At 69.9% G+C, this 23,974-nt stretch carries 20 protein-coding genes; 12 read left to right on the forward strand and 8 right to left on the reverse strand.

All coding sequences use genetic code 11. The annotated features are described in order from the left end of the window. Position 1: 1 nt before the first annotated feature. Positions 2–3,928 (reverse strand): polymorphic toxin-type HINT domain-containing protein, encoded by a 3,927-nt coding sequence (locus ACWGIC_RS33675; RefSeq protein ID WP_452079954.1) that lies wholly within the window; start codon positions 3,926–3,928, stop codon positions 2–4. A gap of 374 nt (positions 3,929–4,302) precedes the next feature. Here ACWGIC_RS33675 and ACWGIC_RS33680 point away from each other — a divergent pair, with 374 nt between their 5' ends. From ACWGIC_RS33680 to ACWGIC_RS33690, 3 genes are all read left to right on the forward strand, one after another. Next, positions 4,303–4,788 carry a hypothetical protein gene (locus ACWGIC_RS33680; protein ID WP_452079955.1) on the forward strand — a complete coding sequence of 162 codons (486 nt, stop codon included), beginning with the start codon at positions 4,303–4,305 and terminating at the stop codon, positions 4,786–4,788. A gap of 140 nt (positions 4,789–4,928) precedes the next feature. After that, positions 4,929–6,485, forward strand: a complete 1,557-nt coding sequence (locus tag ACWGIC_RS33685; RefSeq protein WP_452079956.1) for a tachylectin-related carbohydrate-binding protein — start codon at positions 4,929–4,931, stop codon at positions 6,483–6,485. Between the two features lie 22 nt (positions 6,486–6,507). Further along, entirely contained in the window at positions 6,508–8,391 is a 1,884-nt protein-coding gene (locus ACWGIC_RS33690; protein WP_452079957.1) for an FG-GAP-like repeat-containing protein, read from the forward strand. A 54-nt stretch (positions 8,392–8,445) separates the two neighbouring features. Here the strand turns inward: ACWGIC_RS33690 and ACWGIC_RS33695 are convergent, their stop codons facing one another. Continuing rightward, the gene (locus tag ACWGIC_RS33695) at positions 8,446–8,883 is read right to left on the reverse strand and encodes a WapI family immunity protein (RefSeq protein WP_452079958.1); all 438 of its coding nucleotides are present in this window, start codon (positions 8,881–8,883) and stop codon (positions 8,446–8,448) included. A gap of 237 nt (positions 8,884–9,120) precedes the next feature. Here ACWGIC_RS33695 and ACWGIC_RS33700 point away from each other — a divergent pair, with 237 nt between their 5' ends. Continuing rightward, positions 9,121–9,825, forward strand: a complete 705-nt coding sequence (locus tag ACWGIC_RS33700) for a S1 family peptidase (RefSeq protein WP_452079959.1) — start codon at positions 9,121–9,123, stop codon at positions 9,823–9,825. A 391-nt stretch (positions 9,826–10,216) separates the two neighbouring features. On the opposite strand, the gene ACWGIC_RS33705 is transcribed toward ACWGIC_RS33700, so the two are convergent. Both ACWGIC_RS33705 and ACWGIC_RS33710 read right to left on the reverse strand, forming a co-directional pair. Next, a complete protein-coding gene (locus tag ACWGIC_RS33705) occupies positions 10,217–11,710 on the reverse strand; it encodes a class I adenylate-forming enzyme family protein (RefSeq protein WP_452079960.1) in 1,494 nt (497 codons plus the stop codon). A 63-nt stretch (positions 11,711–11,773) separates the two neighbouring features. Then, positions 11,774–12,748, reverse strand: a complete 975-nt coding sequence (locus ACWGIC_RS33710) for a hypothetical protein (RefSeq protein ID WP_452079961.1) — start codon at positions 12,746–12,748, stop codon at positions 11,774–11,776. A 213-nt stretch (positions 12,749–12,961) separates the two neighbouring features. On the opposite strand from ACWGIC_RS33710, the gene ACWGIC_RS33715 reads away from it, so the two are divergent. From ACWGIC_RS33715 to ACWGIC_RS33740, 6 genes are all read left to right on the forward strand, one after another. Beyond that, positions 12,962–13,303, forward strand: coding sequence for a WXG100 family type VII secretion target (locus tag ACWGIC_RS33715; RefSeq protein ID WP_078870305.1), 342 nt, complete (start codon positions 12,962–12,964; stop codon positions 13,301–13,303). Positions 13,304–13,319: 16 nt separating this feature from the next. Then, the gene (locus tag ACWGIC_RS33720) at positions 13,320–13,619 is read left to right on the forward strand and encodes a hypothetical protein (protein ID WP_037809581.1); all 300 of its coding nucleotides are present in this window, start codon (positions 13,320–13,322) and stop codon (positions 13,617–13,619) included. Between the two features lie 97 nt (positions 13,620–13,716). Further along, positions 13,717–14,100: a hypothetical protein gene (locus tag ACWGIC_RS33725; protein ID WP_452079962.1), complete on the forward strand. Its 384-nt coding sequence runs from the start codon at positions 13,717–13,719 to the stop codon at positions 14,098–14,100. Beyond that, positions 14,097–15,422: a WXG100 family type VII secretion target gene (locus ACWGIC_RS33730; RefSeq protein WP_452079963.1), complete on the forward strand. Its 1,326-nt coding sequence runs from the start codon at positions 14,097–14,099 to the stop codon at positions 15,420–15,422. The genes ACWGIC_RS33725 and ACWGIC_RS33730 overlap by 4 nt, the downstream gene beginning before the upstream one ends. Further along, positions 15,419–16,696 carry an alpha/beta hydrolase gene (locus tag ACWGIC_RS33735; RefSeq protein ID WP_452079964.1) on the forward strand — a complete coding sequence of 426 codons (1,278 nt, stop codon included), beginning with the start codon at positions 15,419–15,421 and terminating at the stop codon, positions 16,694–16,696. Before ACWGIC_RS33730 ends, ACWGIC_RS33735 begins: the two co-directional genes overlap by 4 nt. After that, positions 16,693–17,070 (forward strand): hypothetical protein, encoded by a 378-nt coding sequence (locus tag ACWGIC_RS33740; protein WP_452079965.1) that lies wholly within the window; start codon positions 16,693–16,695, stop codon positions 17,068–17,070. The genes ACWGIC_RS33735 and ACWGIC_RS33740 overlap by 4 nt, the downstream gene beginning before the upstream one ends. Before the next feature lie 221 nt (positions 17,071–17,291). Here the strand turns inward: ACWGIC_RS33740 and ACWGIC_RS33745 are convergent, their stop codons facing one another. The 4 genes from ACWGIC_RS33745 to nadA all read right to left on the reverse strand — a co-directional run bounded on the left by ACWGIC_RS33745 (position 17,292) and on the right by nadA (position 22,073). Then, entirely contained in the window at positions 17,292–18,461 is a 1,170-nt protein-coding gene (locus ACWGIC_RS33745) for a S8 family serine peptidase (RefSeq protein ID WP_452079966.1), read from the reverse strand. 62 nt (positions 18,462–18,523) lie between these two features. Further along, the gene (nadC, locus tag ACWGIC_RS33750) at positions 18,524–19,417 is read right to left on the reverse strand and encodes a carboxylating nicotinate-nucleotide diphosphorylase (protein WP_452079967.1); all 894 of its coding nucleotides are present in this window, start codon (positions 19,415–19,417) and stop codon (positions 18,524–18,526) included. Beyond that, positions 19,414–21,066, reverse strand: coding sequence for an L-aspartate oxidase (locus tag ACWGIC_RS33755; protein ID WP_452079968.1), 1,653 nt, complete (start codon positions 21,064–21,066; stop codon positions 19,414–19,416). The genes nadC and ACWGIC_RS33755 overlap by 4 nt, the downstream gene beginning before the upstream one ends. Then, on the reverse strand, positions 21,063–22,073 hold the full coding sequence (gene nadA / locus ACWGIC_RS33760; RefSeq protein ID WP_452079969.1) for a quinolinate synthase NadA: 1,011 nt from the start codon (positions 22,071–22,073) through the stop codon (positions 21,063–21,065). Before nadA ends, ACWGIC_RS33755 begins: the two co-directional genes overlap by 4 nt. 134 nt (positions 22,074–22,207) lie before the next feature. Between nadA and ACWGIC_RS33765 the strand changes: the two genes are divergently transcribed. Continuing rightward, entirely contained in the window at positions 22,208–22,861 is a 654-nt protein-coding gene (locus tag ACWGIC_RS33765) for an NUDIX domain-containing protein (protein WP_452079971.1), read from the forward strand. 42 nt (positions 22,862–22,903) lie between these two features. Next, positions 22,904–23,620, forward strand: coding sequence for an LON peptidase substrate-binding domain-containing protein (locus ACWGIC_RS33770; RefSeq protein ID WP_452079970.1), 717 nt, complete (start codon positions 22,904–22,906; stop codon positions 23,618–23,620). The last annotated feature ends 354 nt before the right edge of the window (positions 23,621–23,974 follow it).

Genomic DNA, 23,974 nt, shown 5'->3' on the forward strand with positions numbered 1-23,974 from the left:
CTCAGCCTCCCGTCGACAGCTTGAATTCGAGGTACTCACCGTACTTGAACTTCTTCACGTACTCCTCCATCGCGAGGCCGTAGCGCCCGGTCGTAGCGTCGTACACCCGGCCTTCTTTGACGAGCACGTCGTGATAGGCCCATCCCGAGTCGTACCAGATGTCCGGCCGTTCCAGGTCGCGGATCTCCCCGAGGAACGGCCCGCCGTGACGGTCGGTGATCCGGTAGACGTCACCGCCGATTTTGGACTGGATCTCGCGCGCGGTCTGCGTGCAGGTGTTCGTGCCGCACACCTGAGCCGCCGACTTCGGCACCCAGCTCTCGCCGAGGTCGTCCAAGCAGGTGTTGTGCACGAGCAGGCGCGCGCTCGACACGAAGTAGTCGTGATCGCCCTCGACCTCCAGGTTGTAGACCGTGGCGTGAGCAGTGCCGGTCTCGACCGCGGTGACCTCCGGCGAATCGCCGGACATGCTCTGCACCTGGTCGTGGACCTGAAGGTCTTCGGCGTGCACCCAGCCCCGGGCCGGAACCCAGAACGGATGCTCCGGAGTCACCTGCACAGCGGTTTCGCCGAAGCGGACCGTGACGAGCGACTGCGCGTCGTGCGAGAAGGTCCGCACCACCTTCTGCAACCGGACCTTGCCGGTGGCGGTGTCCTTGGCCCACACGAGGTCTCCGGACTCGATCTGTTCGATCGGCCGGTCGCCGTGTTCAGTGGCTACCAAAGTCCCCGCTGGGAAGCAGTTGACCTTCGACTCGGCGATCACGCCCTTGCCGCGTTCGAGGACCTTCTGGAAGAAGGCGCTCTCCTCGAAGTACTTGCCGATGCCGGAGATGACCCGCCAGAGCGCCTTGCCGACGTCGAACGCCTTGAGCACGGCCAGGCCCAGCGACGCGACGTCGATCGCGCCCATCAGGCAGTTGACGAGGTTCGGGTCCTTGACGCACGCCTTGATCCCGCCGATGAAGAGGTCGACGAGAATCTGCCCGCCGTTGGCGATGATCCAGTCGATCAGGTTCTGCTCGGCGCCGCTCAGCGCGCGCTTGTACTGGTCGACCAGTTCCTGGCCGCCCGCGGCGCGCAGCGCGGCCTCGTCCTCCGCGCTGAGCGGACCCGACTGGCCCGGTCCCGCCGCCTGTTTCCGCTGGGTCTCTTCGTTCTGCCGGTCAGCGGCGAACTTCGCCGCCTCGGAAGCGGCCTGAGCCGCGGTGGCGGCGTCCTTGCCCGCCTGGACCGCGGCCGCCCGGGCGTGTTCGGCGTATTGCTGGGCGGAGCTGGCGGCGGTGTTCGCCCGCAAGGCCGACGTACGCGCCTGGACAGCCGAATTCGCCGCACTCCGGGCCGCTTGCTGAGCACTCTGCGCCGCGTTGCGCGCCTGCCGCGCCGACTGCGCGGCTTCATCGGCCGATTTCTGCGCTTCTTTCGCCGCTTCGTTCGCCTGATCGGCGTACGTCTTGGCAAGGCCGGCTTGCCGGTCCGCTTCGATCGCGGCCGCGGTCGCTTCGTCGGCGGCGTTCCGGGCCCGGGCGGCGGCTTCCGCGGCCAGCGCCGCGTTCGCCCGCGCAGTCGCGGCGATGCTCGCCGCTTCGGTCACGAAGCGGTGCACGTCCGCGGCGTGGACCGCCGAGTCGATGTCCCGCTGTTCCGCCTTGTACCGCTCGGTTTCGAGGAAATTCCGCAGGTACGACGCGGGCCCGGCGAGCGCCGCTTCCGCGGCCGCCTTGACTTCCGGCCCGCCGTTCGTCAGCGCCTGCGTAACGGCGATCCGGTCGTCGTGTTCGGCGGCCACGTACTGCCCGGTCCGGAGGAACTCCGCGACGTCGTCCGGCGTTCCGTTGAGCGCGCGGTTGGCGGCCTCCTTCGTCGCGGGACCGCCGTTGTTGAGGAGCAGTTGCGCCGCCACCCGGTCGTCGTCCACCTTGCCGGGGTAGGCCCTGGTGCGCAGGAAGTCCGCGACCGCACCGGTCGAACCGGCGAACGCGGTCAGCGCCGCCTGCTTGAATCGCGGATTCGCGGTGCCGTCGGCGATCGCGACGACGCTCGAGCGGTCGTCCTGCTCGGTGGCCGTGGCCAATTGCGCCTTCAGGAACTGCCGCAACCCGGCCTCGTCCCCGCCCAGCGCCGACGCAGCGGCCGCCTTCGTCCACGGGCCTCCGGTCTGCAGGAGCTGGACCGCTGCCTTCCGGATGTCCAGAGTCACCGTGTCCGCAGGGGTTTCCGGCTTCGCGGCCTCGTCGAGCAGACGCTGGGTCTCCGCCGAGCGCTTGGCCGCCTCGCCCGCCTTCCACTCCGCGGTGGACTCGCGGTCTGCCTCGACGCGCTTGGCTTCCTCCGCGTCCGCGACGACCGCGTCCTTCTGCGCTTCCAAGCGGGCCGCGTCCGCGTCGCGGGACGTCTTCTCCAGTTGGGCTGCCTGGTTGGCCGCCGTCGTCGCGGTGTTCGCCGACACCTGTGCCGCGTCGGCGTATTTCTTTGCCTCAGCAGCGTCCTTCTTCGCCTCGTCGGCCGCAGCCGCGGCTCGTTCGGCCGCCGCTGCTGCCGCTTCCGCGTGCGCAGCCGCCGCATTCGCCGCGTCTCGGGAATCGCGGGCCGCAGCAGCAGCCTCGCTCGCCAGCGCTTCCGCTCGGGTCGCTGCCCGGTTCGCCCGCGCGGCAGCAGCCTTGGCCGCAGCAGCAGCCTGCTCCGCCTGACGCGCGTCCGCACCGGCCGACCTCGCGTAACCCGCTGCCTGGCTGGCCGCTTCCGCCGCCGCGTCAGCGTTGGCAGAGGCGCTCCGGGCCGCGCCCGACGCCGCACCTGATGCCTGCGCCGCCTGTCCAGCGGCATCAGCGGCAGCGGCGGCCGTACGCGCGCCTGCGGCAACATTCCGGGCGTCTACCGCGGCTTTCCTTGCCTCGGCGGCATGTGCGCCGTCAGCTGCGGCATTCGACGCCGCGTTGTACGCCCGCGCGCAAGCCTGCTCGGCCAACGACGCGGCAGACGCAGCCTGAGCAGCCGCGTTCGCTGCGACACGGGACGCGCGGTTTGCTTCAGCCGCCGCACCGATCGCCGTCTTCGCCGCCTCGGCCGCACCGCGTGCCGCCGAAGCAGCGCGCGCAGCCGCACCGGCCGCCTGTACCGAGGAATCCTTGGCCTTCTCGGTTTCGTCGCGCGCCTGCTGAGCGGCTTCCCTGGCTCGCTGCGCGGCCTGGATCGCCCGCTCCGCAGCGTCCTGCGCCTGCTTGGTCTGAGCCGCGGCCTGCTCGCCGGCAGCCCGCGCGAGGTCCGCGAGATGCGAGACGGTCGCGGTTTCCTGATCCCGCTCCGCGGCGAGCGCGTACCCGGTTTCGAGGAACGCCTGGACATCCTCGACGGTCCCGCTCAGCGCCCGGTTCGCCCCCTTCTGGACCTCCGGCCCGCCGGTCGTCAGCAGCTGGGTGACCTTGATCCGGTCGTCGTCGTTCTGCGCCTGCTGGCGGCCGGTTTCGAGGAACTTGCGAACGTCCTCCTCGGTGCCGTTGAGCGCTTTCTGCCCGGCGACCTGCACCCAGTGCCCGCCGGTCGCGATGTAACGCGAAACCTGTGCGCGGTCGTCGTCGCGCCACGGCCCCTGCCAGCCGGTCGCGAGGAACGTGTGCACGTCCGCCGCGGTGCCGCTCAGCGCCGCCTGCGCCGCGCGCCGCAGCCCCGGACCGGCGACGGTCAGCAGCTGGCTGGTTTTGATCCGGTCGTCGTGTTCGGCGGCGACATCCTTGCCCTTGCCCAGAAAAGTGCGGACCTCGTCGTCCGACCCGGTGAGCGCCGCGGCCGCGGCCTGTTTCGTCGCCGGTCCGCCTGCCTGCCACAGCGCGACGACCTGCGCCCGTTCGCTCGGCCCGGTCGGTTCGGCGGCCCGTGCGGGCACCGCCACCGCTCCCGAGGCCACCGCAGCGACCAGCGTGGTCACCATCGCGGCCCGCGCTCTTCGCGCGGCTGATTTCCAGATTCGCACCCGCCCTGCCCTCCCGTGCGTACGACGAAGCGATTGCCGGCCGGGAACGAAAGGGCAGCCAGAAAGGAAAAGAAAGGCAAGCGCCGTTTTCGAATCCCCCCGATACCGGACGGAAATTAGCAGAACGCCGATACCTCCGGTAAGCGGCAACCGGGTGGCAACCGCGCCCGGACCGTTCAGCGGGACATCCCGCCGGGCACTCGTTGACCTTTCCCCGACGCCATCGCTAAAGTCCCGTTCGTGTCCGCTCGGGGTCGGACGCACTTTCGCTACGCCAATTGCCGCAGTGCCGCGGGCTTCGCCACGTCCGCTTTCGACCTCAGGGGGAATCAATGCGCACACGCCTGCTCGGACTCGCCACCGCCGCCACCGCTGTCGCTTCGGGAAGCGCGTTCGCCCTCGCCGGCACCGCGCACGCCGACGACACGCCGCCGCCGATCGTCGAGGACTACGCCTACCCGGGCGCGGCGCAGATCTTCCAGGACCGGGCCATCAAGCTGATCAGCGGGGACGGCCACATCCTGCTCGCCAAATGCGGCAGCGAGGCCAACATGGTCGAGGTGCACGCCTACAACTCGGCCGACCACGACCCGGACCCCGGCCACTACTGCTTCCGGGTCACCGGAGCCACCGGCCACCTCCGCATGGAGGTGCCCTACGCCTACCAGGCCTGGGCGGGCAACCACACCGCGCAGGCCACCGTCGCGGTCAACGGCAAGAACACCACTGTCCCGCTGGTCAAAAACGGCTGGACCGGCATCGGCGAGGGCACCGGAACCGACCCGGCCACGCTGCTGGAACTGAACACCTCTTCCTGACGATTCAGCCGCTGTTCGCTGCCGGGTGCGGCAGCGAACAACGACGAATTCCTTTCCTGTTCCGCGTCGCCGCATTAAGCCGGATTCGCGGCGGAACAGTAATGCGGGGCCGGATTCCGCAATCTTGAGAGGGAAATTCAGTGCGCCCGAAAAACTTCAGACCCGGCGCGGCGTCCGCAGTCGCCGCGCTCCTCGTGACCACCGCGGTATGCACCGCCGCGCCCGCTTCCGCGATTTCCGGCGGCACCGCTGTGCCGCTCGGCTCCCACCCTTATCTCGCGCGCGTCTCCACCGCGACGAAAGCCTGCTCGGGCGTTCTGGTCGATCCATCGTGGATCCTCACGTCCGCCACCTGCCTCACCCCCGACGACCTGGGCAAACCCACCGAACCCGCGACCATCGCGGTCGGTGACGTCGACGTCAGCACCGGTGCCGGGAAGTCCGCCAAGGTCGCCAAAGTCGTCCGCCGGGCCGATCGCGACGTCGTGCTCGCGAAACTCGACGTCCCGGCCACCGGCGTCGCTCTCGCGACGGTGAGCGGCACCGCCCCGCAAGCCGGGGAAACCCTGCAACTGGCCGGTTTCGGCCGCACCGCGACCGAATGGGTGCCCGCCCGGCCGCGGATCGCGCCGCTGGCTGTCGTCAGCAGCACCGGTTCGACGGTCGTGACCAAGTCAGCGGACGGGGCCGACACGTGCCTCGGCGACGCCGGCGGCCCGGCGCTGCGCATCGCCGGGCAGAAAGCCGAAGTCGTTGCCCTGCACAGTGCTTCGTGGCAGCACGGCTGTCTCAACGTCACCGAAACCCGCCAGGGCAGCTACGAGACCCGCGTCGACGACCTCGGCGACTGGATCCGGCAGCACGTCGTCCCGACGCCGGTGTCCTGTCCGGGCGGCGCGGTCGTCTGGGGCGCCCGCGCCGACGCCACCCTCTGGCGCTACACCCACCACGACCCGGTCGGCGGAACGCTCAACTGGACGGTGCCGAGCACCGACGTCGGCCAGGGCTGGGACGGGCGGACGATCGCGGGCAAGGCAGGCACGATCTGGGACATCCACCGCAACCACGGAGCCGGCGATCCGTTCGGCACCGGCATCCTCAAGCGCTGGGCGTACTCTCCCGCCACCGGCTGGAGCGGCAACAAGGAGGTCGGCAACGGCTGGGAGCGCTACCTGACCCCGGAGTACCGCAACCGGATCACCGTGGACGAGCAGGGCCGGATCTTCATGATCGACGACCAGGCCCGGCTGAAGGTCTACGTGTGGAACGACACGACGGACACCTGGGTCAACGGCAGCGGCGACGTCGTCGACACCGGCTGGGGCGGTTTCGACTCGATCACCGCGGCCGGCGACGGAGTGCTCTACGCGCGCAAGCCGAACGGCGACCTGTTCCGGTTCAAATACGATTTCGCGACCGCCAAATGGACCCAGCGGAACAAGCCCTCCGGCGTCGGCTGGCAGATGTTCAGCGAGATTTTCTCGCCGGGCGCGGACATCCTGTACGGCCGCGGCAGCTACGGCAAGGATCCGTGGAGCGGCCAGCCGGCTCCGGTGCTGCGCTGGTACCGCTTCTCCGACAACACCGACACGTGGGCGCCGTCCGGCCCGGACGGCGCGGGCGTCACCGTGGGCTCCGGCTGGAACACCGAGATCCACGTAACCGCGGCTCCTGATTCCTGCAAACTCGCCAGCTGACCCGCCAAGGACGACGAAACACATGAAACTGCACTCGAAATCCGCCGCGGTCGCGGCAGCCGTCACGGCAGCCGGTCTGCTGACCGCACTCCCCGCGTCAGCCGTTTCCCAAGGCACCACAGCGAAACTGAGTTTCGCCGCCAAGCTCACCGCTGACGGGCGCGCCTGCAGCGGCGCGCTCGTGGAGCCCACCTTGGTGCTCACCGCCGCGAGCTGCTTCCCGGAAAACCCGCAAGGCGGAACGCCCGCGAAGCCGACCACCGTCACCGTCGGCGGGCACACCGCCAAGGTCGCCGCCTTGATCACCCGGACTGATCGCGATGTCGCGCTGGCCCGGCTCGACACCACGATCACCGACGCCGCACCGCTGAAACTCCCCGCCGCGGCAGGGATTCCGGCGGGCGAGCTGTCCCTGGCCGGCTGGGGCCGGACGTCCACCGAATGGCTTCCGGCCGACGCCAGCGTCGCGAAGTTCACCGTCTCGGCCAGCACCGCGACGTCCGTCTCGCTCACCGGAGCCAACGGCGCCGACGCGTGCAAGGGCGACGCGGGCGGACCGGTTTACAGCCAGGACAACGTGCTCGTCGCCGTCGCGGGCGCGTCGTGGCAGCACGGCTGCCTCGGCGAAACCCAGACCCGCCAGGGCACGAACGGCGCCAGGGCCGACGACCTGACCGGCTGGATCCACGAGCAGTCGATCGTCGGCTCGGCAGCGGCGGTCGGCCACGGCGTCACGGTGTCGTGGACTCCGCTGGCCGCGTCCGACAACGCGACCTACTCCGTCTACGCCAACTCCGCCGGACCCGCCAAGGCGGTGCCGGAGCAGCTGGTCGGCACTACCGCTCAAACGTCGCTGGTGCACTCCGCCGCCGCGCGGCGAAACTGGTCGTACCTGGTCGTTTCCTCGACCGGCGTCGCCAGCCAGTCCTTCACCGCGAAGACCGGGAACCGCTCGCTGACCGACTTCAGCGGCGACGGCAAGGCGGACATCGCGACCTTCGTCCGGGGCAGCGAAGGCAGCGTCTTCGTCGCGAACTCGGACGGCGGGCAGTTCGTCGGCCGCAGCGTCAAATGGCACGACCGGTTCTCCATCGGCGACGAGATCCCGCTGACCGGCGACTTCAACGGCGACGGCAAGGCAGACGTCGCCACCTTCACCCGAGGCGTCACCGGCGACGTCTACGTCGCGCTGTCGGACGGCGCCAAGTTCAACGGCAACGGTCTGCTGTGGCACGACGACTTCGGCCACAACGACGACCGTCTCGCGATCGGTGACTTCAACGGCGACGGCAAAGACGACGTCGTCGCCTTCACCACGCGCGGCGCGGTCTACGTCGTGCTGTCCGACGGCACCAAATTCGGCCCGGCCCAGGTGTGGCACAACGGTTTCGGCTTCGGCACCGAGGTCCCGATGGTCGGCGACTTCAACGGGGACGGCAAGGACGACATCGCCACCTTCACCCGGGGCGACACCGCGGACGTCTTCGTGGCCCTGTCCGACGGCGGCAAGTTCACCGGCACCAGCGTCAAATGGCATGACAACTTCGCCTTCAACGACGAAATCCCCGCCATCGGAGACTTCAACGGAGACGGCAAAGATGACATCGCCGTCTTCACCCGAGGCCCGGCCGGGGACGTCTTCGTCGCTCTCTCCGACGGCACGAAGTTCAACGGCACCAGCGCCAAATGGCACGACAACTTCGCCTTCAACGACGAAATCCCCGCCATCGGAGACTTCAACGGCGACGGCAAGGACGACATCGCCACCTTCACCCGGGGCCCGGCCGGAGACGTCTTCGTGTCCCTCTCGGACGGCGGCCAGTTCACCGGCATCAGCGTGAAATGGCACGACAACTTCGCGTTCAACAACGAAGTCCCCGCCCCGAGGGCCATCACCGTCCTGTAGCCCGACTGTCCGTGAGGGGACCCCTGAGGGAATCTGATTCCCTCAGGGTTCCCCTCACGGCAGCCCCAGCACGGGGAAGTCTGTCTCCACTGCGACCAGTGCGGCCGTGATCTTTGTCAGTTGCGCGTACTCGATCCCCTCGATCCGGAACGACAACCGGTTCCCGCTCGAATGATCGGCGATCGCGACGCCCTCCGCCTCGACCCGTCCATCGGCGGCGACGGTCACGGTCAGGTCGAGCCAATCCTCCAGCGACGTCAGCCGCGCGCTGCCGCCCGACTTGTCGCAAGCTTCCAGTTCCTCCCGGAACGCCTGCAGTTCGTTGACCCGCAACCCGGCGTCCAACCGCGCGGTGAATCCGCCCGACACGATCTCGATCGGGCTGATCAGCCAGTTCCCGTCCCAGAAATCGTCCGCGCCGGGATGCATCCGCCCGCGCACCGCGATCACCAGCCGATCTCCACGCGCCGCGCCGAACGTCACCGTATGCATCCCGCTCCCCGGTAGCTCCCACTGCCTGCCCGGCCAGCATATGCAGTCCGCGAGCAAGGGATCCCGGTCCCGTCCCCGGGCCCCTCACCCGTCCGGAGCAAGCCGGGCTCCCACCGGCGGCTTGATCCGGACCCCGCACTCCGCGAAACGTGGATCGAAGACCGACTTCCGTAGGTTACCGGATTTCCGGATGCCGCCTACGGTCGGGAAATCACCACCGAGGCGGAGGGATTTTCCATGCGTTACGCGAAAGCGGCGGCGGTCGTCGCCGGGGCTGCGATGGCGTTCGGGCTCGGGGCAGCGGTCCCGGCGAGTGCCGACACGTACATCATCGGCGGCGACACCGTGAAGTCGGCCCCGTGGGGCGCCCAGATCTTCTGGGACGACGTCACCGACTACGGCGGCTTCGAATGCTCCGGCACGATCATCGCCTCACAGTGGGTGCTCACCGCACAGCACTGCCTGAACAAGCCCGGCATGCACGTCAAGGTCGGCGACGTCGCGCTGGGCCAGGGCACCGAGGCCGCGGTCGACGAGCAGAAGGCCTCGCCCAACGGCGACATCGCGCTGCTGCACCTCAAGTCCGCTGTGGACACCACGTTCATGAAGCTGGCCGAAAAGGACCCGGAAACCGGTGCCACCAACCAGATCTACGGCTGGGGCCGCACCAAGGACCAGAGCCCGCCCTCGGACACGCTCAAGACGGCGGACGTCCAGGTGACCGGCGAGAGCACGGACGCCTTCAACGGCAAGGCAATCGCCAGCAAGGGCGTCACCGGCTCGTCGTGGCACGGTGACTCCGGCGGCCCGCAGCTGGCCGACGGCGTCCAGGTCGGCGTCTGCTCGACCGGCGAAAACTCCGGCAGCGACGAACACGGCACCCAGAACTACGCCAGCATCGCCAACAGCCGCGACTGGATCAAGCAGACCGCAGGCGTCTAACCCACGCCCCATCCGTGAAGGGCTCCTTGAGGGAATCTCATTCCCTCAAGGAGCCCTTCACGGCTTTCCGGGGCCACCCAGCCCACCGCACCCAACGCCACATTGGGTGCATCTGACGCACCCAACGCCACATTCGGTGCGTCCCACGCACCCAACGCCACATTGGGGCGCAAGCCCCACCCCCAAACCGCCGCCCGCACACCCCATCCAGCCACCCACCCAAGCCGCGCGCCCACCCCCCACCACCACACCCAAACAACCCAGGCAGCCAGCCCCCGCCCTGCACCCCGATACGAAGCCCAAATGCGGTTCGAGGGGCTTGTCAAGGCATCTTTCCCGCCTTGACAAGCCCCCTCGAACCGTCATCACAATCGGCTTCGGGGTGCCCAACTCACGAACGAGGCGCAATGTCGCCGCCAGGCGACGAGCCGCCACCAGACGCCCCCACAACCAACCCCCGCAACGCCCCCTTGTCCGGCTTCCCAGACTCCGCCACCGGCACCTCCCCCACCACAGTCACCGAAACCGGAACCGCCCCCTCCCCCAACTCCTCCGCCACCGCCGCCCTCAACTCCCCCGGATTCGGCACACCCCCAGGCGCAGCAACCACAAACGCATGCACCGCCTCCCCAGTCCGCTCGTCCGGCACCCCCACCACATACGCCTGATCCACGTCCCGATGCGCCGCCAGCACCCGCTCAATCGGCCCGACGTAATGAATCACCGCATTAACAATCACCACATCCCGAGCCCGCCCGGTCAAATACAAAAACCCACGCTCATCAACCCACCCGATATCCTGCGTACGAACCCACCCGTCCACCAACACAGTCTCACTCAACGAAGGATCCCGCCAATACCCCGCAAACGCCCGAGCAGTACGCACAAACACCTCCCCAGAAACCCCCACCGGCACCACACCCCCAGCAGCGTCCCGCACCTCCAGCGAAACCCCCTCAACCGGCAACCCCACCGACCGAATAGCCTCCGGAAACTCCGCGACATCCGCCGCGTCGAGCACAGTCAATTTCCCAGTCTCAGTCTGCCCATACCCCTGCCGCAACGCGGGCCCAACCCTTTCAAACCCCTCCGCCAGCAACCCAGGCTCCACCGGCGACCCAGCGACAGTCAGCATCCGCACCCCGGAAAGATCGACCTCCTCCCGCCGCAACACATCCAGCATCCGATACAACCGAGGCACCGTAACCAACGCCGCAGTAATCCCCAACCGCGGCAATATCCACGGAAAGTCCGGCACTCCCTCCGGAATCACCACCGTCCCGCCAGCAAGCAAACAAGCCTGCAAATGCAGCACCATCACCGCACTGCTCAACGTCCCGAAGAGCAAGAACCGCCGATAATCCTCCGCGGAATCCCCCGCCCGCCGCTCCAGCCCGAACTCAGCCAACGCGTCAAACCGATACGTAACCCCCTTAGGCACCCCCGTACTGCCGCTCGTGAAAACCACCCACCCAAGATCCTCGGGCTTCCCACAAGGAACCGGTTCCTCATACACAGCAAGAAGTTCCGGCCCAACAGACAACGTCCGAACCCCAGGAAACCGCGACGCCTCGCCATCAGTCACCACCGCGACCACCCCGTCCAGCACCGCAGCGAGATGCGCCGGCGGCAACCCAGCCCGCACCCCCACCGCCCGAGCCCCCAGCGTCTGCACCGCCACCTGCGCGGCCCACCCCTCCGGCGTCACCCCGGTCGCGAGCCCCACCCCGTCCCCGGCCCGCACCCCCGCTGCCCGAAGCCCGGCCGCGAACCGCCCGACCAGCTCAAGCACCTCGCCCCGGCTCACCCGCCGATCCCCGTGCTCGAACGCGATCGCCTCCGGCGCGCGCCGCAGCGAATCGAGCAGCTCCTGGGGAAATGCCATGACACCGTCCTCCCGTCGGGCCAGCCCGCCGCGGCTGGCCCGGCCAGAGGTACCGGAGAGATCTCAGAATCCCCTCAACGCATGCCGCTCATCGGGAACGCCAGCACGAGACCGCACCGCCAGCACCCCGCCCAGCGCCACCACGGCGACCAGCCCAGCCGTCGCGGCGAGCGTCCAGAAGTCCGGCCGGACGATCGACTGCCCGCGCATCGCCTGCCACGCCGTAATGACGATGACCCCGGCGTATCCCACCGCGGCCGTCCACACCAGCCGCCGCCGCACGAGTTCGTTCGACAGCACCGGATACCGCCGCGACAGCGCCACCAGCGCGAGAGCGAGCAGCGGCAACGCCTGGATCGCGTGGATCCCCACGAAATGCGTGATCCGCAGATCCCCGCCGACCGTGCTCCAGCCCAGCAGCGGCAGTCCCGGTCCGCCGTCCTCGAGCCCGATCGTGTGCCCGCCGATCATCGACGGTTTGCCGCCGCCGTCCAGCACCCGCTGCTGTGCCGGGCTGGCCGAGAACATCATGAGCGCCAAGCCCATTCCGCCCGCCGCGAGCGCGGTTCCCCAGCGCAGCGCGGACGTCAGCGCGCGGTCCGGCAGCTTTTGGAACAGCAGCAGGACAACCACCGCCGCGGTCGCGCCCCACGCGACGAACGCGCCGGTGGCCAGAAGATTGCCGATCATGTCGTCAGCTGGCGTCGCGTGGTTGAAGTGCAGCGGACGGTCGTTCACGAGCACCTGCCACACCAGCAGCGCCATGTCCGTGCCCATCCCGGCCGCGAACACCGTGCCCATCCACCAACCGGCCCGGCGGCCGCGTTTCACCAGCGACAACAGCCATGCCAGGGTCGGCGCGTACAACGCCACCGAAACCGCGAATTTGAACGGTTTCGCCCACAGCGGCGCGTTGACGAGCGTGCGATCATCCAGCAGCAGCCCGAACCCGCACACGACGAGCAGCAGCACCATCGCCCCGGCCAGCACCCCCAGCGGGCGGTGCAGCCGGAACAGCCGTAATCCCCAGGAAGTCATGCGAACAGCCTCGCCGCGCGCGGGGAGCCGGACACTGGCGCGCTCCCCCGTCTTGCTGGTAGGGCGAACCCCACCTGTGGGTAATAGTGCCGTCAAAGCGACCGGCAGTTGTGCCGTTTGACCACACCCGCTCTTTTTCTAGCGTGACATTCACACCGCGCGGCCCGCCGCGCACCGGGATTTTCCACGAGAGGGAAGGAGGTGGCCCGTCAGATGTCCAGTCCGGGATTCCAGGCAGATTCCGCTGCCATGACGCGCGCCGTCCAGGGCTTCGAGGAAACCGCTTCGAACGCTAAGACGACCATGGCCAGCTTGGAGTCCGAGCTGACCGAGACGCTGCGGAACTACAAGGGCGACCAGGCGGTCGCCTTCTGGGACCTGCAGCGCAGGCTTCAGGAGAAGATGGGCGCCGCCGTCCGGGAGCTCGACACCATGTCGCAGCTCGTGCACACCAGCCACGCGAACTACAACTCGGGCGACTCCGACGTGCACCAGAGCTTCCAGAGCGTCAGCCACACCGTCGAGGGCAACGTGATCCCTCGCCTCAACCCCTGAGAGAGGACAAGACACCATGGCTGACGTCGTAGAAATCAGCTTCGGGGCGCTGCAGCACAGCTCCGCCTCGCTCGCCGCCAAGGCGAAGGCACTGACCTCCCAGCTGGAGCAGCTGCACCAGAACCTGCAGCCGATCACCCAGACCTGGTACGCCTCGGGCAGCTCCGCCGGTGAAGCGGCGCGCGCCTCCGAGACCCGGCTCCGCCAGGCGACCGCCGACATCGTCGCGATCATCGCGCAGTTCGGCACCAAGGTCGGCGACGCCCACGATCTCCAGCACCAGCTGGAGAACCGCAACCAGGGCCTGTTCGCCTGATCCGGCCCCGACGCCGGCCGTCCGGGGCGGGACCACCCCCCGCCCGCTCCGGACGGCCGGCTTTCCCGCGTCCTGCCGCACGAGAGGTCACCGGCCGATGCCCGACCAGTCGTACTACGTCCACCTGGAATCGCTGACGGACTTCGTCCGGGAGCTGGAAACCCAGATCCACGCGATGTCCCGGCCGAACGACTTCCTGCGCACCCTCGGGGAGCATCCGCTGCTGTTCGGGGAGTTCGGGGAAGCCGCTTCGCTCGCCGACGCCCATCGCGCCGCGGTCGCCGAAATGCAGGGCCTGCTGGCGCAGGTCCGCGAGGCGATCACGTTCGCGCAGGACGTCACCACCACCGTCGCCGACGGATACGCCCAGGCCGACCAGTCGGTCGCGGGCGACCTGCACCGCTCGGGTCAGCAGACCGGTCTGCTGGACCCGCTTTTTTCGTTGCTGGGCCTTGATTCCTCAGGGGGTAAGGACGCATGAGCGGCCCTCGCACCAACTTCGCCGGCTACACCCACCAGCAGCTCTACGCGATGCTGCAGGCGGGCGACCCGACCACCGCGCGCGCCGCGGCCGAGCAGTGGAACTCGGCCTCCCGCGGGCTGTACGACCAGGCCGAGAACCTGTCCGACCAGCTCACCGACTTCTCCAGTTCGTGGACCGGCGGCGCGGCCGACCAGTACCGGACCATGATGACCGACCTGGTCGGCGGCATCCGCAAGGTCGCGGTCACCGCGCAGGGCATGCGCGACATGCTGGAGGACGCCGCGGACGCGCTGGTCAAGGCGAAGGCCGAGATGCCGCCGCCGGTCGCGGTGCCGGACGTCTCCCCGGCCGACGTCGCGCTGGCGGTCAACCCGCCGCTGCTTCCGCCGGACACCCCGCCGGCCACGATCATCGCCGCGACCCAGCAGCGGCAGCAGGCGATCGCCAACGTCGAAGCGCAGCAACAGGCCGCCAACGCCGCCGGCTCCGCGCACGCGAAGGCGATCGTCGTCATGAACAACCTGGCGACGAATTACGACACCGCCGAGGATTCGATCCCGGTCTCGCCGAACGCGGCCGCCCCGCCGCCCAAGCCGGTTCCCGGCGGCGGCGCCTCCACCGGTGGCGCCACCGGCCCGATCGGCAACAGCCCGGACGGCGGGACGTCGGTCGGAGCCCCAGTCGACTCGCACCCGCTGCCCACCGACGGCACGCAGGTCCCCGGTTCCCAGCCCGGTCACCCGGCGCAGAACCCGGGCAGCCCGCTGTTCGGCGACATGTTCACCGCCGGTCTCGCGGCCGCGTCCGCCGCCGCGTTCGGCCGCTTCGGGTCGATCATGCCGAGGGTGCCGCCGTGGGCCTCGGGCAAGGACAAAGACAAGGACGGCAAGGACAAAGAGCAGGACGTTCCTCCGGGTGTGAAGCTCGGCGGCGGAGCCGGTCCGGCGGGCGGTGGCGGCGGCGGGATCCCGGTCGGCGGCGGGGAAGCCCCGTCGATCGACGGCGGCGGCGGCATTCCGTCCGGCGGCGGCTTCAGCGGAGCCGGGGAGGCCCCGGCCGCGCACTCCGGGCTCGCCGGGAACGCGCCGTCGAACGTCCTCAGCGGGCTCGCGGGCGGTGCCGCAGGCGCGGCGGGCGCGGCGGCCAAGAGCGCCATGCCGATGATGCCCATGATGCCGATGGGCGGCATGGGAGCAGGCGGCGACATGGGCTCCGGCCGCCGGATTCCCGCGTGGCTCGTCGAAACCGAGAACGTGTGGGGCCAGCAGGCTCCGGTCGCGCCCTCGGTCATCGGCGAAGAGCCGGCCGACCAGCCGTGACCGACGGCTACCGGGTCGCCCCGGCGAAACTCGCCGGCGCGGCGTCCGAATTGGACGCTCGCGCCGGCGCGCTCCGGACCGTGCAGCGGGCCGTGGCGGGCGAACGAGTGCCCGCCACGGCTTTCGGCCAGGTCTCCGCGTCGTCCGGCTGTGCCGCCGGGCTCGCGAAAACGCTCGGCGCCCTCGCCGCCGATGTCGACCAGCGCGTCGTTCGCGCCCAGGTCCTCCGGGACGGACTCACCGCGTCGTCGGCGGGTTACCGGCGCGCTGACGAGCAGGTGGCGGCGATGTACCGGTCGCTGCTGCCGGAAGACCCGGTGCCATCAGCCGGGAAATCCGCGAGCAGCGGCGGCTGGGCCGGGACCATCGCGGCCAACCGGATGAAGGTTTCCGACGCGCTCGCCGCCGAACGGACCCGGCTGGCGGGACTGTCCGATCCGGACGCCATCGCCCGTTCGAAGCGGCGAATCGCTTTGTACCAAAGCATTCTCGACGACCACCGGCAGATCCTGCGGTTCGATCCGTCCGGCAACGGCCGGATCGCCGAACTGGTCGGCTCGATCCAGCCGGGCACGCGCAACGTCGGGCTGTTCGTGCCCGGCGTGCACACCCGGATGGACACTTTCCAGTCCTACGCCGACCTCGGCCGCAGCCTCGTCGCCGCGGACCCGAGCGGCCGGACCGCGATGGTCGTCTGGGCCGACGGGGTGTTCCCGCAGAACGTCACCACCGAAGGCTCCGAAGCCAGCTACGCGCAGACGATGGCCCCGAACCTCAAAGCGTTCGGCGACGAACTGCGCGGCCAGGTCGACTCCCAGACCGGCGGAGCGGCCACGATCACCGCGATCGGCCACAGCTACGGCGGCGCCACCGTCGGGCTCGCTGACCAGCAAGGCTTGCCAGTGGACCGGGTGCTGCACGTAGAGTCGGCGGGCATGGGACACGGCGTATGGAGCCCAGCGGACCTGCCGCCGAGCCAGGCCGGCGTGCAGCGGTATTCGATGACCGCGCCGCTGGATCCGATCATCCTCGCCCAGGGCAACGCCGGGGCACTGGAATGGACCGGCATCGGCCACGGCGCCGACCCGGACACCTTCCCCGGCGTCACCGAACTCACCACCGGCCGCGACGCCGCCGGAAACGTGCAGTGGGGCCTGTCCTCGCACAGCGGCGTGCTCAAACCGGGTTCGGATTCGTGGGAGAACATCTACGGCGTGCTGACCGGCGGCCACGTCACTGAAGCGCCCGTGCCGGTCCCGGCGGTGCTGCCGTGATCACGCGCGAACTGAAGGATCTGGCTGCCGAGCTGACGAACGTGATCGACAGCGTCGCCGCGGCGTTCGGCCCGCGCGCACTGCCCACAGTGGACGGTGAGCTGGACTGCGATCCTTCGCAGCCTGGACATCTGGTGTGCTGGCAGTACGGGGTGCGGCTGGAGGACAGCCCGGGCGCGCCGCGGGTTCTGGCCGAAGCGGTGCGGCCGACGTTGGAAGCGGCGGGCTGGGAATCCTACGACCGCAGCACTTACCGGGAAGTCATCGCGCGGTTTTCCCGTGATGGCGCGGATTTCAGCGTGCACATCGCGCGCGACGGACGCGGGGTGGCCATCATCGGCTCGACGCGTCTCGTGAGTGTTGATCCCGGTTAGGGCGCACCGCGTTCCGGCTGCCTACGTGCGGGCTCAAGCGCCCCAATGCCACATTGGGTGCGTCACATGCACCCAATGTGGCATTCGGTGCGTCACATGCACCCAATGCCACATTGGGGCGCACTATCGCCTCTCGACCCGCACCGCCGGAGGTTCCCGCCTCGTGAGTGCTGATCGCGGCTAGAACCGGCATCGCCACTCACGACCCCCACCTGCCGCACTCACCCGCTAAACCGCGACGGCCGCCATCCGCGCCGCCGCCCCCGCCGAAACGCCGCCACTCCGATTCCCGCAGCGGCCGCCACCGCGACCCCGCCCACCGCGACAACCCCCGCCGCCACGTCCGACGTCGGCCGAGCCTGCGCCGCAGCCGGAACCACCGCGGGCAACGCAGACCGCACCGCCGCCGCACTCGGACCGGGCGCGTCCGCGGGCAACATCGACGACACCGCCGCGTAAGCGTCGACCATCCCCCAGCCCCGGCGCGGATCGTGCGCCCCGGACGGCGGGCGGGAAGCGGTCAGCAGCAACCGGTTCACCACTTGCTCGCCCTTCAGTTCCGGATGCGCCGAGCGAACCAGCGCGGCCACCCCGGCGACGTACGCCGCGGCCAGACTCGGGTCGGTGATCGGCCACCGATGCGCGACCGCACCACCGCCGCCCGCCGACGTGCTCACCAGATTCGCGCCGGGCGCGGCGATTCCCAGGTAATCCCCGGCTTCGCTCTGCACCGGCGCGCCGGATTCGTCCGTCGAGCCGACGGCGAGCACACCCGCCGAAGCTGTCGGATAGGTATGCGCCCCTTGCTGAGTGGCCGCCGCAGCCGAAACCACCACCGCCCCGCGCGACTTCGCGTGGTCAAGCGCCGCACTCAGCGCCGGGCTGTCCGAACCCGCCGGGACCGCCACGAGAATCACTCCCGCACCACGGTCGACCGCCGTGTCGATCGCCCCCGCCAGCGCACCTGGATCGCCGCCGCGGTCCGAGGACGAACCGTTGCTTTCGGTGTAGCGCAAGGGAAGCAGCTTCACTCCGGGCGCGACGCCGGTGAACGTAGTCTCGTTCGCCAGCTGCGCGCCGACAATTCCCGCGGCGATCGTGCCGCGGCCGTCGCAGTCGGAATCCGCGGTGCCCGCGCCGCCGAGCAGTTGCCCTGGCCCGAATTGCGCGTTCTGCTTGTCGACGCCGGTGCCGATCACCGCGACGGTCTGGCCTTCTCCCCTGGTCAGCGCCCACAGCCGCGGCGGATTCACCAGCCGCTGCCCCCAGGACACCGCCCCGGTGTACGGGCCGGACGGATTCGCGCACGAGGCTGCCCTCGCCGAGGTCGCCGTGCTGGGCAGGCCGAGCACCACGAGCGCGGCCACCGCTCCGGCGGCAATTCCCCGCACCGCGGCCCCCTCCCCTTGTCCGACAAGGAGATTCTAGGGGAGAGCGGGCCGCGGCGACAGGGTCAACGCAGGTCCATCCCGAGATCCAGCGCGGGCGAGGAATGCGTGAGCCCGCCGACGGAGAGATAGTCCACACCGGACTCGGCGTACGGCCGCGCGCGGTCGAGCGTCAGCCCGCCGGACGACTCCAGCCGCGTCTTCGGCGACACCTCGTCCCGCCGCGCGACCGCCTTCACGCATTCCTCCGGCGTGAAGTTGTCCAGCAGCACCTCGTCCGCGCCAGCGGCCAGCGCCTCGTCCAACTGGGCGAGATCGTCCACTTCGACCTCGCACGCCAGCTGCGGCGCCTGTTCCCGCGCCGCCGCCAGCGCGGCGGTGACCGAACCGGCCGCGACCACGTGGTTGTCCTTGATCAGCACCGCGTCGCCGAGCCCCATCCGGTGGTTCACACCGCCGCCGCACCGCACGGCGTACTTCTGCAGCAGCCGCAACCCCGGCAGGGTCTTGCGCGAATCCCTCACCGCGGCACCAGTTCCCTCGATCGCGGACACCCACGCCGCGGTCGCCGTCGCCACTCCGGACAGCAGGCACAACAGGTTCAACGCCGTGCGCTCCGCGGTCAGCAACCCGCGCACCGGACCGCGCAGCACGAGCACCGGTTCTCCCGCCACCGCGGCCGAACCGTCCTCCCGGATCGAGACCACCTCGTAGTCCGCGCCGAGCACCTCGTCGAACACCGCCAGCGCCACCGGAATCCCGGCCACGACACCGGCGACGCGCGGGGTCAGCTCCGCCACCGCCCGTGCGTCCGCCGGAACCGTGGACGCCGTCGTCGCGTCCGGCCCGTACCGCAAATCCTCTTCCAGCGCAGTGGTCACGACCCGCCGGACATCGGCGACGTCCAGCCCGTCCACCACCAGCGCCTGAACGACCGATTCGGAGAATTCCCCGCTCATGCCACTCCTTCCAACGACGTCGCTTCGACCAGCACCGGCTGTCCCGACGGGCTCAGCCGGATCAGCTGGCTCCGCCGCAATCCTTCGTCACGCTCCGGGAAGTCCGTCCGCACGTGACATCCCCGCGATTCCGTCCGCCGCTCCGCCGCCGCCAGCAACGCTTGCGCCACAAGGGTGAGCGCGGCGTCCTCAACCGCGGCGTGCGTCCACAACGGACTGTCCTTTGCCGACAAGTCGAGCACCGAACCCGCGGCCGCGAGCCCGTCCGCGTCCCGGCCGATCGCCGCGTACCGGCTCATGACCCGTTGCAGCGCATCACGTTCGGCCGCCGGAGCCGTTGTCCTTTCCGGAATGCGGCCCCGCGAAGGATCCGGCAGCAACCCAGCGGCCAGGTCCGCCGCGACCGCCTCCGCAGTCCGCTGCCCGACAACCAGCCCTTCGAGAAGACTGTTGGACGCCAACCGGTTCGCCCCGTGCAACCCGGTCCGCGCCACCTCACCCGCCGCGTACAACCCGCGCACGCTCGACCGTCCGTCCACAGTGGCCACCACCCCACCGCATGCGAAGTGCGCCGCCGGGGTCACCGGGATCGCGTCCACCGCCGGGTCGATACCGAGCACCGCGCACGCGGCGTGCACCGTCGGGAACCGCTTCGCGAACCCGGAAATACCGGTGGCGTCAAGGAAAACGTGATCGTCGATGCCGCCGGGAGCCAATGTCTGCCGCCGGGTGATCGCCGCTGCCACGACGTCGCGCGGAGCCAGATCGCCCAGCGGATGCACCCCAGCCATCACCGAAGCGCCCGCGCCGTCCACGAGCGTCGCGCCCTCCCCGCGCACCGCCTCCGTGACGAGCGGACACCGCCCGCGCGCGCCCGGCGTGTACAGCACCGTCGGGTGGAACTGCACGAACTCGATGTCGGCCACCGCCGCCCCGGCGCGCAACGCGAGCGCCAGCCCGTCGCCGGTCGCGATCTCCGGATTGGAGGTCGCCTGGTACAGCTGCCCGAAGCCACCGCTGGCCAGCACCACCGCGGAAGCACGCACGACGCCCGGCACGCCGTTGCGGTCGAGCACCGTCACACCGGCCACCTCGCCCGCCGGCGTGCGCAGCGCGTCGACCGCGATGTGGTGCTCCAGCACCGGAATCCGCCGTTCGCCCGCCTGCGCGACCAGCGCGCGCTCGACTTCCGCACCGGTCGCGTCGCCGCCCGCGTGGATCACCCGGAACGCACTGTGCCCGCCCTCGCGAGCCCGCGACAGCAGCCCGCCCGAGCTGTGGTCGAACACCGCACCGTTCTGCCGCAGCTCGGTGACGGCCGCCGGACCCCCGCCGACGATCGACCGCACCGCGTCCTCGTCGCAGATCCCGGCACCGGCGGTGAGCGTGTCGGCCGTGTGCTGCTCGACCGTGTCGCCCTCGTCCCGCTCGCCGTCGAGCACCACGGCCACGCCGCCCTGCGCCCACCGGGTGTTGCCGTCAGCGACCGCCGCCTTCGTCACGACCAGCACGTGCAGCCCGAGCTCTCGGGCCCGCAAAGCTGCGGACAACCCCGCCACGCCGCTGCCGATCACCACTACGTCGGCGCGCGCCTCCCAGCGCGGCTCCGGTGAGGTTTTCGCCTCACCGGCGTTAACTAGGCCACTCATTCTCCACCGCCAGGCTGCCCGATCTCGATCATCCGCTGCACCGAAGCGCGGGCCCGCGAGGCCGTCTCCGGGTCGACGTGCACCTCGTCCGCACCCTCGGTGAGGCTCCGCAGCAGCGCGGCCGGGGTGATCATCTTCATGTACCGGCACGACGCCCGGTCGTTCACCGCGCGGAAGTCGATCTCCGGCGCGGCCTTGCGCAGCTGGTGGATCATGCCGATCTCGGTGGCCACGAGCACCGAGCGCGCCTTGGTGTCGCGCGCCGCGTGCACCATGTCGCCGGTGGAGAGGATCTTGACCCGCTCCGGGGCCACCGCACCCTCTCCGGCCAGGTAAAGCGCCGAGGTCGCGCAGCCGCATTCGGGGTGGATGAACAGGTCGGCGTCCGGGTTTTCCTCGGCCCGCGCGGCCAGCTCGGCCCCGTTGATGCCGGCGTGCACGTGGCACTCCCCGGCCCAGATGTGCATGTTCTCGCGCCCGGTCACACGCTTGACGTGTGCGCCGAGGAACTGGTCCGGGAGGAAGAGAACTTCCTGGTCAGCCGGGATGGAAGCGACCACGTCGACCGCGTTCGACGACGTGCAGCAGATATCCGTCTCGGCCTTGACCTCGGCCGTGGTGTTCACATACGAGACGACCACCGCGCCCGGGTGCTCGGCCTTCCATTCGCGCAGCTGGGCGCCGGTGATGGAATCGGCGAGCGAGCAGCCTGCCCGCGCGTCCGGGATCAGCACCGTCTTCTCCGGGGCCAGGATCTTCGCCGTCTCGGCCATGAAGTGCACGCCGCAGAAGACGATCGTGGACGCTTCGCTGCTGGCCGCGATCCGGCTGAGCGCGAGGGAGTCGCCGGTGAAGTCGGCGATGTCCTGGATCTCCGGGACCTGGTAGTTGTGCGCGAGCAGCACCGCGTCGCGTTTCCGGGCGAGCTCCCGCACGCGGGCCGCCCAATCCGCGTCCGCCTCGACCCCGCCGTAGGGAGTCAAGTCCTGGTCAAGCGTGGTGGTCATATCTTCGGCCCTCTCGAGGATCGCCGGCCTCGGAACCGGATCGACCCCGGTTCCGCCCCATCCAGGTTTTCGCCTTACAATCGAAAACCGTGCGAAGCCATATTAACACCCGAGCCCCCCTCGCCCACGAGGTTCTGGCGGCAGTCCTTCAAGTGCGCTCGGACACACTCCGGGTGCTGCTGTGGCGCCGAGCGCTCGATCCGCACCTCGGCCGCTGGTCGCTGCCCGGCGGCAGGCTGCGCCCCGACGAGGACGTCGAAACGTCGATCCGGCGGCAGCTCGCGGAGAAGGTGGACGTGCGCCAGCTCAAGCACGTGGAGCAACTCGCCGTCTTCAGCGCCCCGGACCGTGTTCCCGGACCGCGGGTCGTGGCCACCGCGTTCCTCGGCCTGGTCCCCTCGGATGTGGACCCCGTGGTCCCCGAAGACACCGAATGGCACGACGTGAACGCCCTGCCGCGCACCGCGTTCGACCACGAAGCGATCGTGCTGCGCGCCCGCGACCGCCTGCGGTCGAAATTGAGCTACACCAACCTGGGTTTCGCACTGGCCCCAGAGGAATTCACCATCTCCGCCCTGCGCGGCCTGTACTCCGCCGCACTCGGCTACAAAGTGTCCGCCACGAACCTGCAACGCGTGCTCCAGCGACGCGGTTTGCTAGTCCCCACCGGGCACACCGCGCCCCCCGGCCGGACCGGCGGACGACCTGCGGCACTGTTTTCTTTTGCCGCCAAAGACATGCACATCACCGACCCTTTCGCGGTGCTGAAACCCCCGCCGCGGCGGTAAACACGAACTGCGGCGGTGCTCCGCAGCCCGTACCGTGGACGCGTGACCGAGCCAGAGCAATGCCCCAGCGGAACGGCGACACTGCCGTTGTTCCCGCTGCAGACAGTGCTGCTCCCCGGTACGCACCTGCCGCTGCACATCTTCGAACCGCGCTACCGGCAGCTCACCGCGGACCTGGTCACCGGCAATGTCCCCGAGCACGAGTTCGGCGTAGTCGCCCTGCGCGCCCCGCTGGTCCGCGAGGTCAGTGGTCTGGACCACCTGTACAGCGTCGGCTGCAGCACGATCCTGCGCGAAGCGAAACGCCTCCCGGACGGCCGCTACGACGTGGTCACCCGCGCCGCCCGCCGCTTCCGCCTGCGCGAACTGCACCGAGCGGCCGCGCCCTACCTGATGGCCGTGGTCGACTGGCTCCCCGACGACCCGATCCCGCCCGCGATGGAACCGACCGCCCGCCAGCTGGCCGAGGTAGCCCGAGCCGCCCACCAGCGCTACTGCGAAGCCGCCTGGCACGCAGACGACTGGCACCCCCCGCACGACGACGCCGACCTGGGCGAACTCGCCTACCAGCTAGCCGCCGACTGCCTGCTGCCGCTAGAAGACCGTCAGCTGCTGCTGGAGGAACCCCACCCGCTGCGCCGCCTGCGCGTCGTCTGCCGCCTGCTCACCAGAGAAGCCGGATTCCTGGAAACCCTGGGGGCGGTCCCCCTGCCGCCGACCGAACTGGCGACCTTCACCAAACCCTCGGACCTGAACTAGCCCCCCCGGTCCTTTGGGTCCGGCCACCTTCACAGCCCCTGTTTTCCTCAGGGTCTCTCTCACGCCCCCGCGACCGTCCGTGAGGGGCCCCTTCACGGACTGAGCTTCCCTCACTGCCCCCTTGCACAGCCCGCCCCCCGCTCACCGCGATGCGCCCCAATGTGGCATTGGGTGCATGCGATGCACCCAATGTGGCGTTCGGTGCATGCGATGCACCCAATGCCACATTGGGGCGCTAGCCCCACCCACCAAACCGCAGCCCGCGCACACAACCCCACCAACGCAGCCACACTCCCCCACACCCCGATACGAAGCCAAAAACGCGGCGCGGGGGTGCTTGTCAAGGCATCTTTC

The sequence above is a fragment of the Amycolatopsis sp. NPDC054798 genome, from assembly GCF_053611505.1.

Excerpts from the sequence above, each read along its gene's own strand:
- ACWGIC_RS33675 (WP_452079954.1), bottom strand. The coding sequence starts at position 3,928 with ATGGTGACCACGCTGGTCGCTGCGGTGGCCTCGGGAGCGGTGGCGGTG.
- ACWGIC_RS33680 (WP_452079955.1), top strand. The coding sequence starts at position 4,303 with ATGCGCACACGCCTGCTCGGACTCGCCACCGCCGCCACCGCTGTCGCT.
- ACWGIC_RS33690 (WP_452079957.1), top strand. The coding sequence starts at position 6,508 with ATGAAACTGCACTCGAAATCCGCCGCGGTCGCGGCAGCCGTCACGGCA.
- ACWGIC_RS33695 (WP_452079958.1), bottom strand. The coding sequence starts at position 8,883 with ATGCATACGGTGACGTTCGGCGCGGCGCGTGGAGATCGGCTGGTGATC.
- ACWGIC_RS33700 (WP_452079959.1), top strand. The coding sequence starts at position 9,121 with ATGCGTTACGCGAAAGCGGCGGCGGTCGTCGCCGGGGCTGCGATGGCG.
- ACWGIC_RS33705 (WP_452079960.1), bottom strand. The coding sequence starts at position 11,710 with ATGGCATTTCCCCAGGAGCTGCTCGATTCGCTGCGGCGCGCGCCGGAG.
- ACWGIC_RS33710 (WP_452079961.1), bottom strand. The coding sequence starts at position 12,748 with ATGACTTCCTGGGGATTACGGCTGTTCCGGCTGCACCGCCCGCTGGGG.
- ACWGIC_RS33715 (WP_078870305.1), top strand. The coding sequence starts at position 12,962 with ATGTCCAGTCCGGGATTCCAGGCAGATTCCGCTGCCATGACGCGCGCC.
- ACWGIC_RS33720 (WP_037809581.1), top strand. The coding sequence starts at position 13,320 with ATGGCTGACGTCGTAGAAATCAGCTTCGGGGCGCTGCAGCACAGCTCC.
- ACWGIC_RS33725 (WP_452079962.1), top strand. The coding sequence starts at position 13,717 with ATGCCCGACCAGTCGTACTACGTCCACCTGGAATCGCTGACGGACTTC.
- ACWGIC_RS33730 (WP_452079963.1), top strand. The coding sequence starts at position 14,097 with ATGAGCGGCCCTCGCACCAACTTCGCCGGCTACACCCACCAGCAGCTC.
- nadC (WP_452079967.1), bottom strand. The coding sequence starts at position 19,417 with ATGAGCGGGGAATTCTCCGAATCGGTCGTTCAGGCGCTGGTGGTGGAC.
- ACWGIC_RS33755 (WP_452079968.1), bottom strand. The coding sequence starts at position 21,066 with ATGAGTGGCCTAGTTAACGCCGGTGAGGCGAAAACCTCACCGGAGCCG.
- nadA (WP_452079969.1), bottom strand. The coding sequence starts at position 22,073 with ATGACCACCACGCTTGACCAGGACTTGACTCCCTACGGCGGGGTCGAG.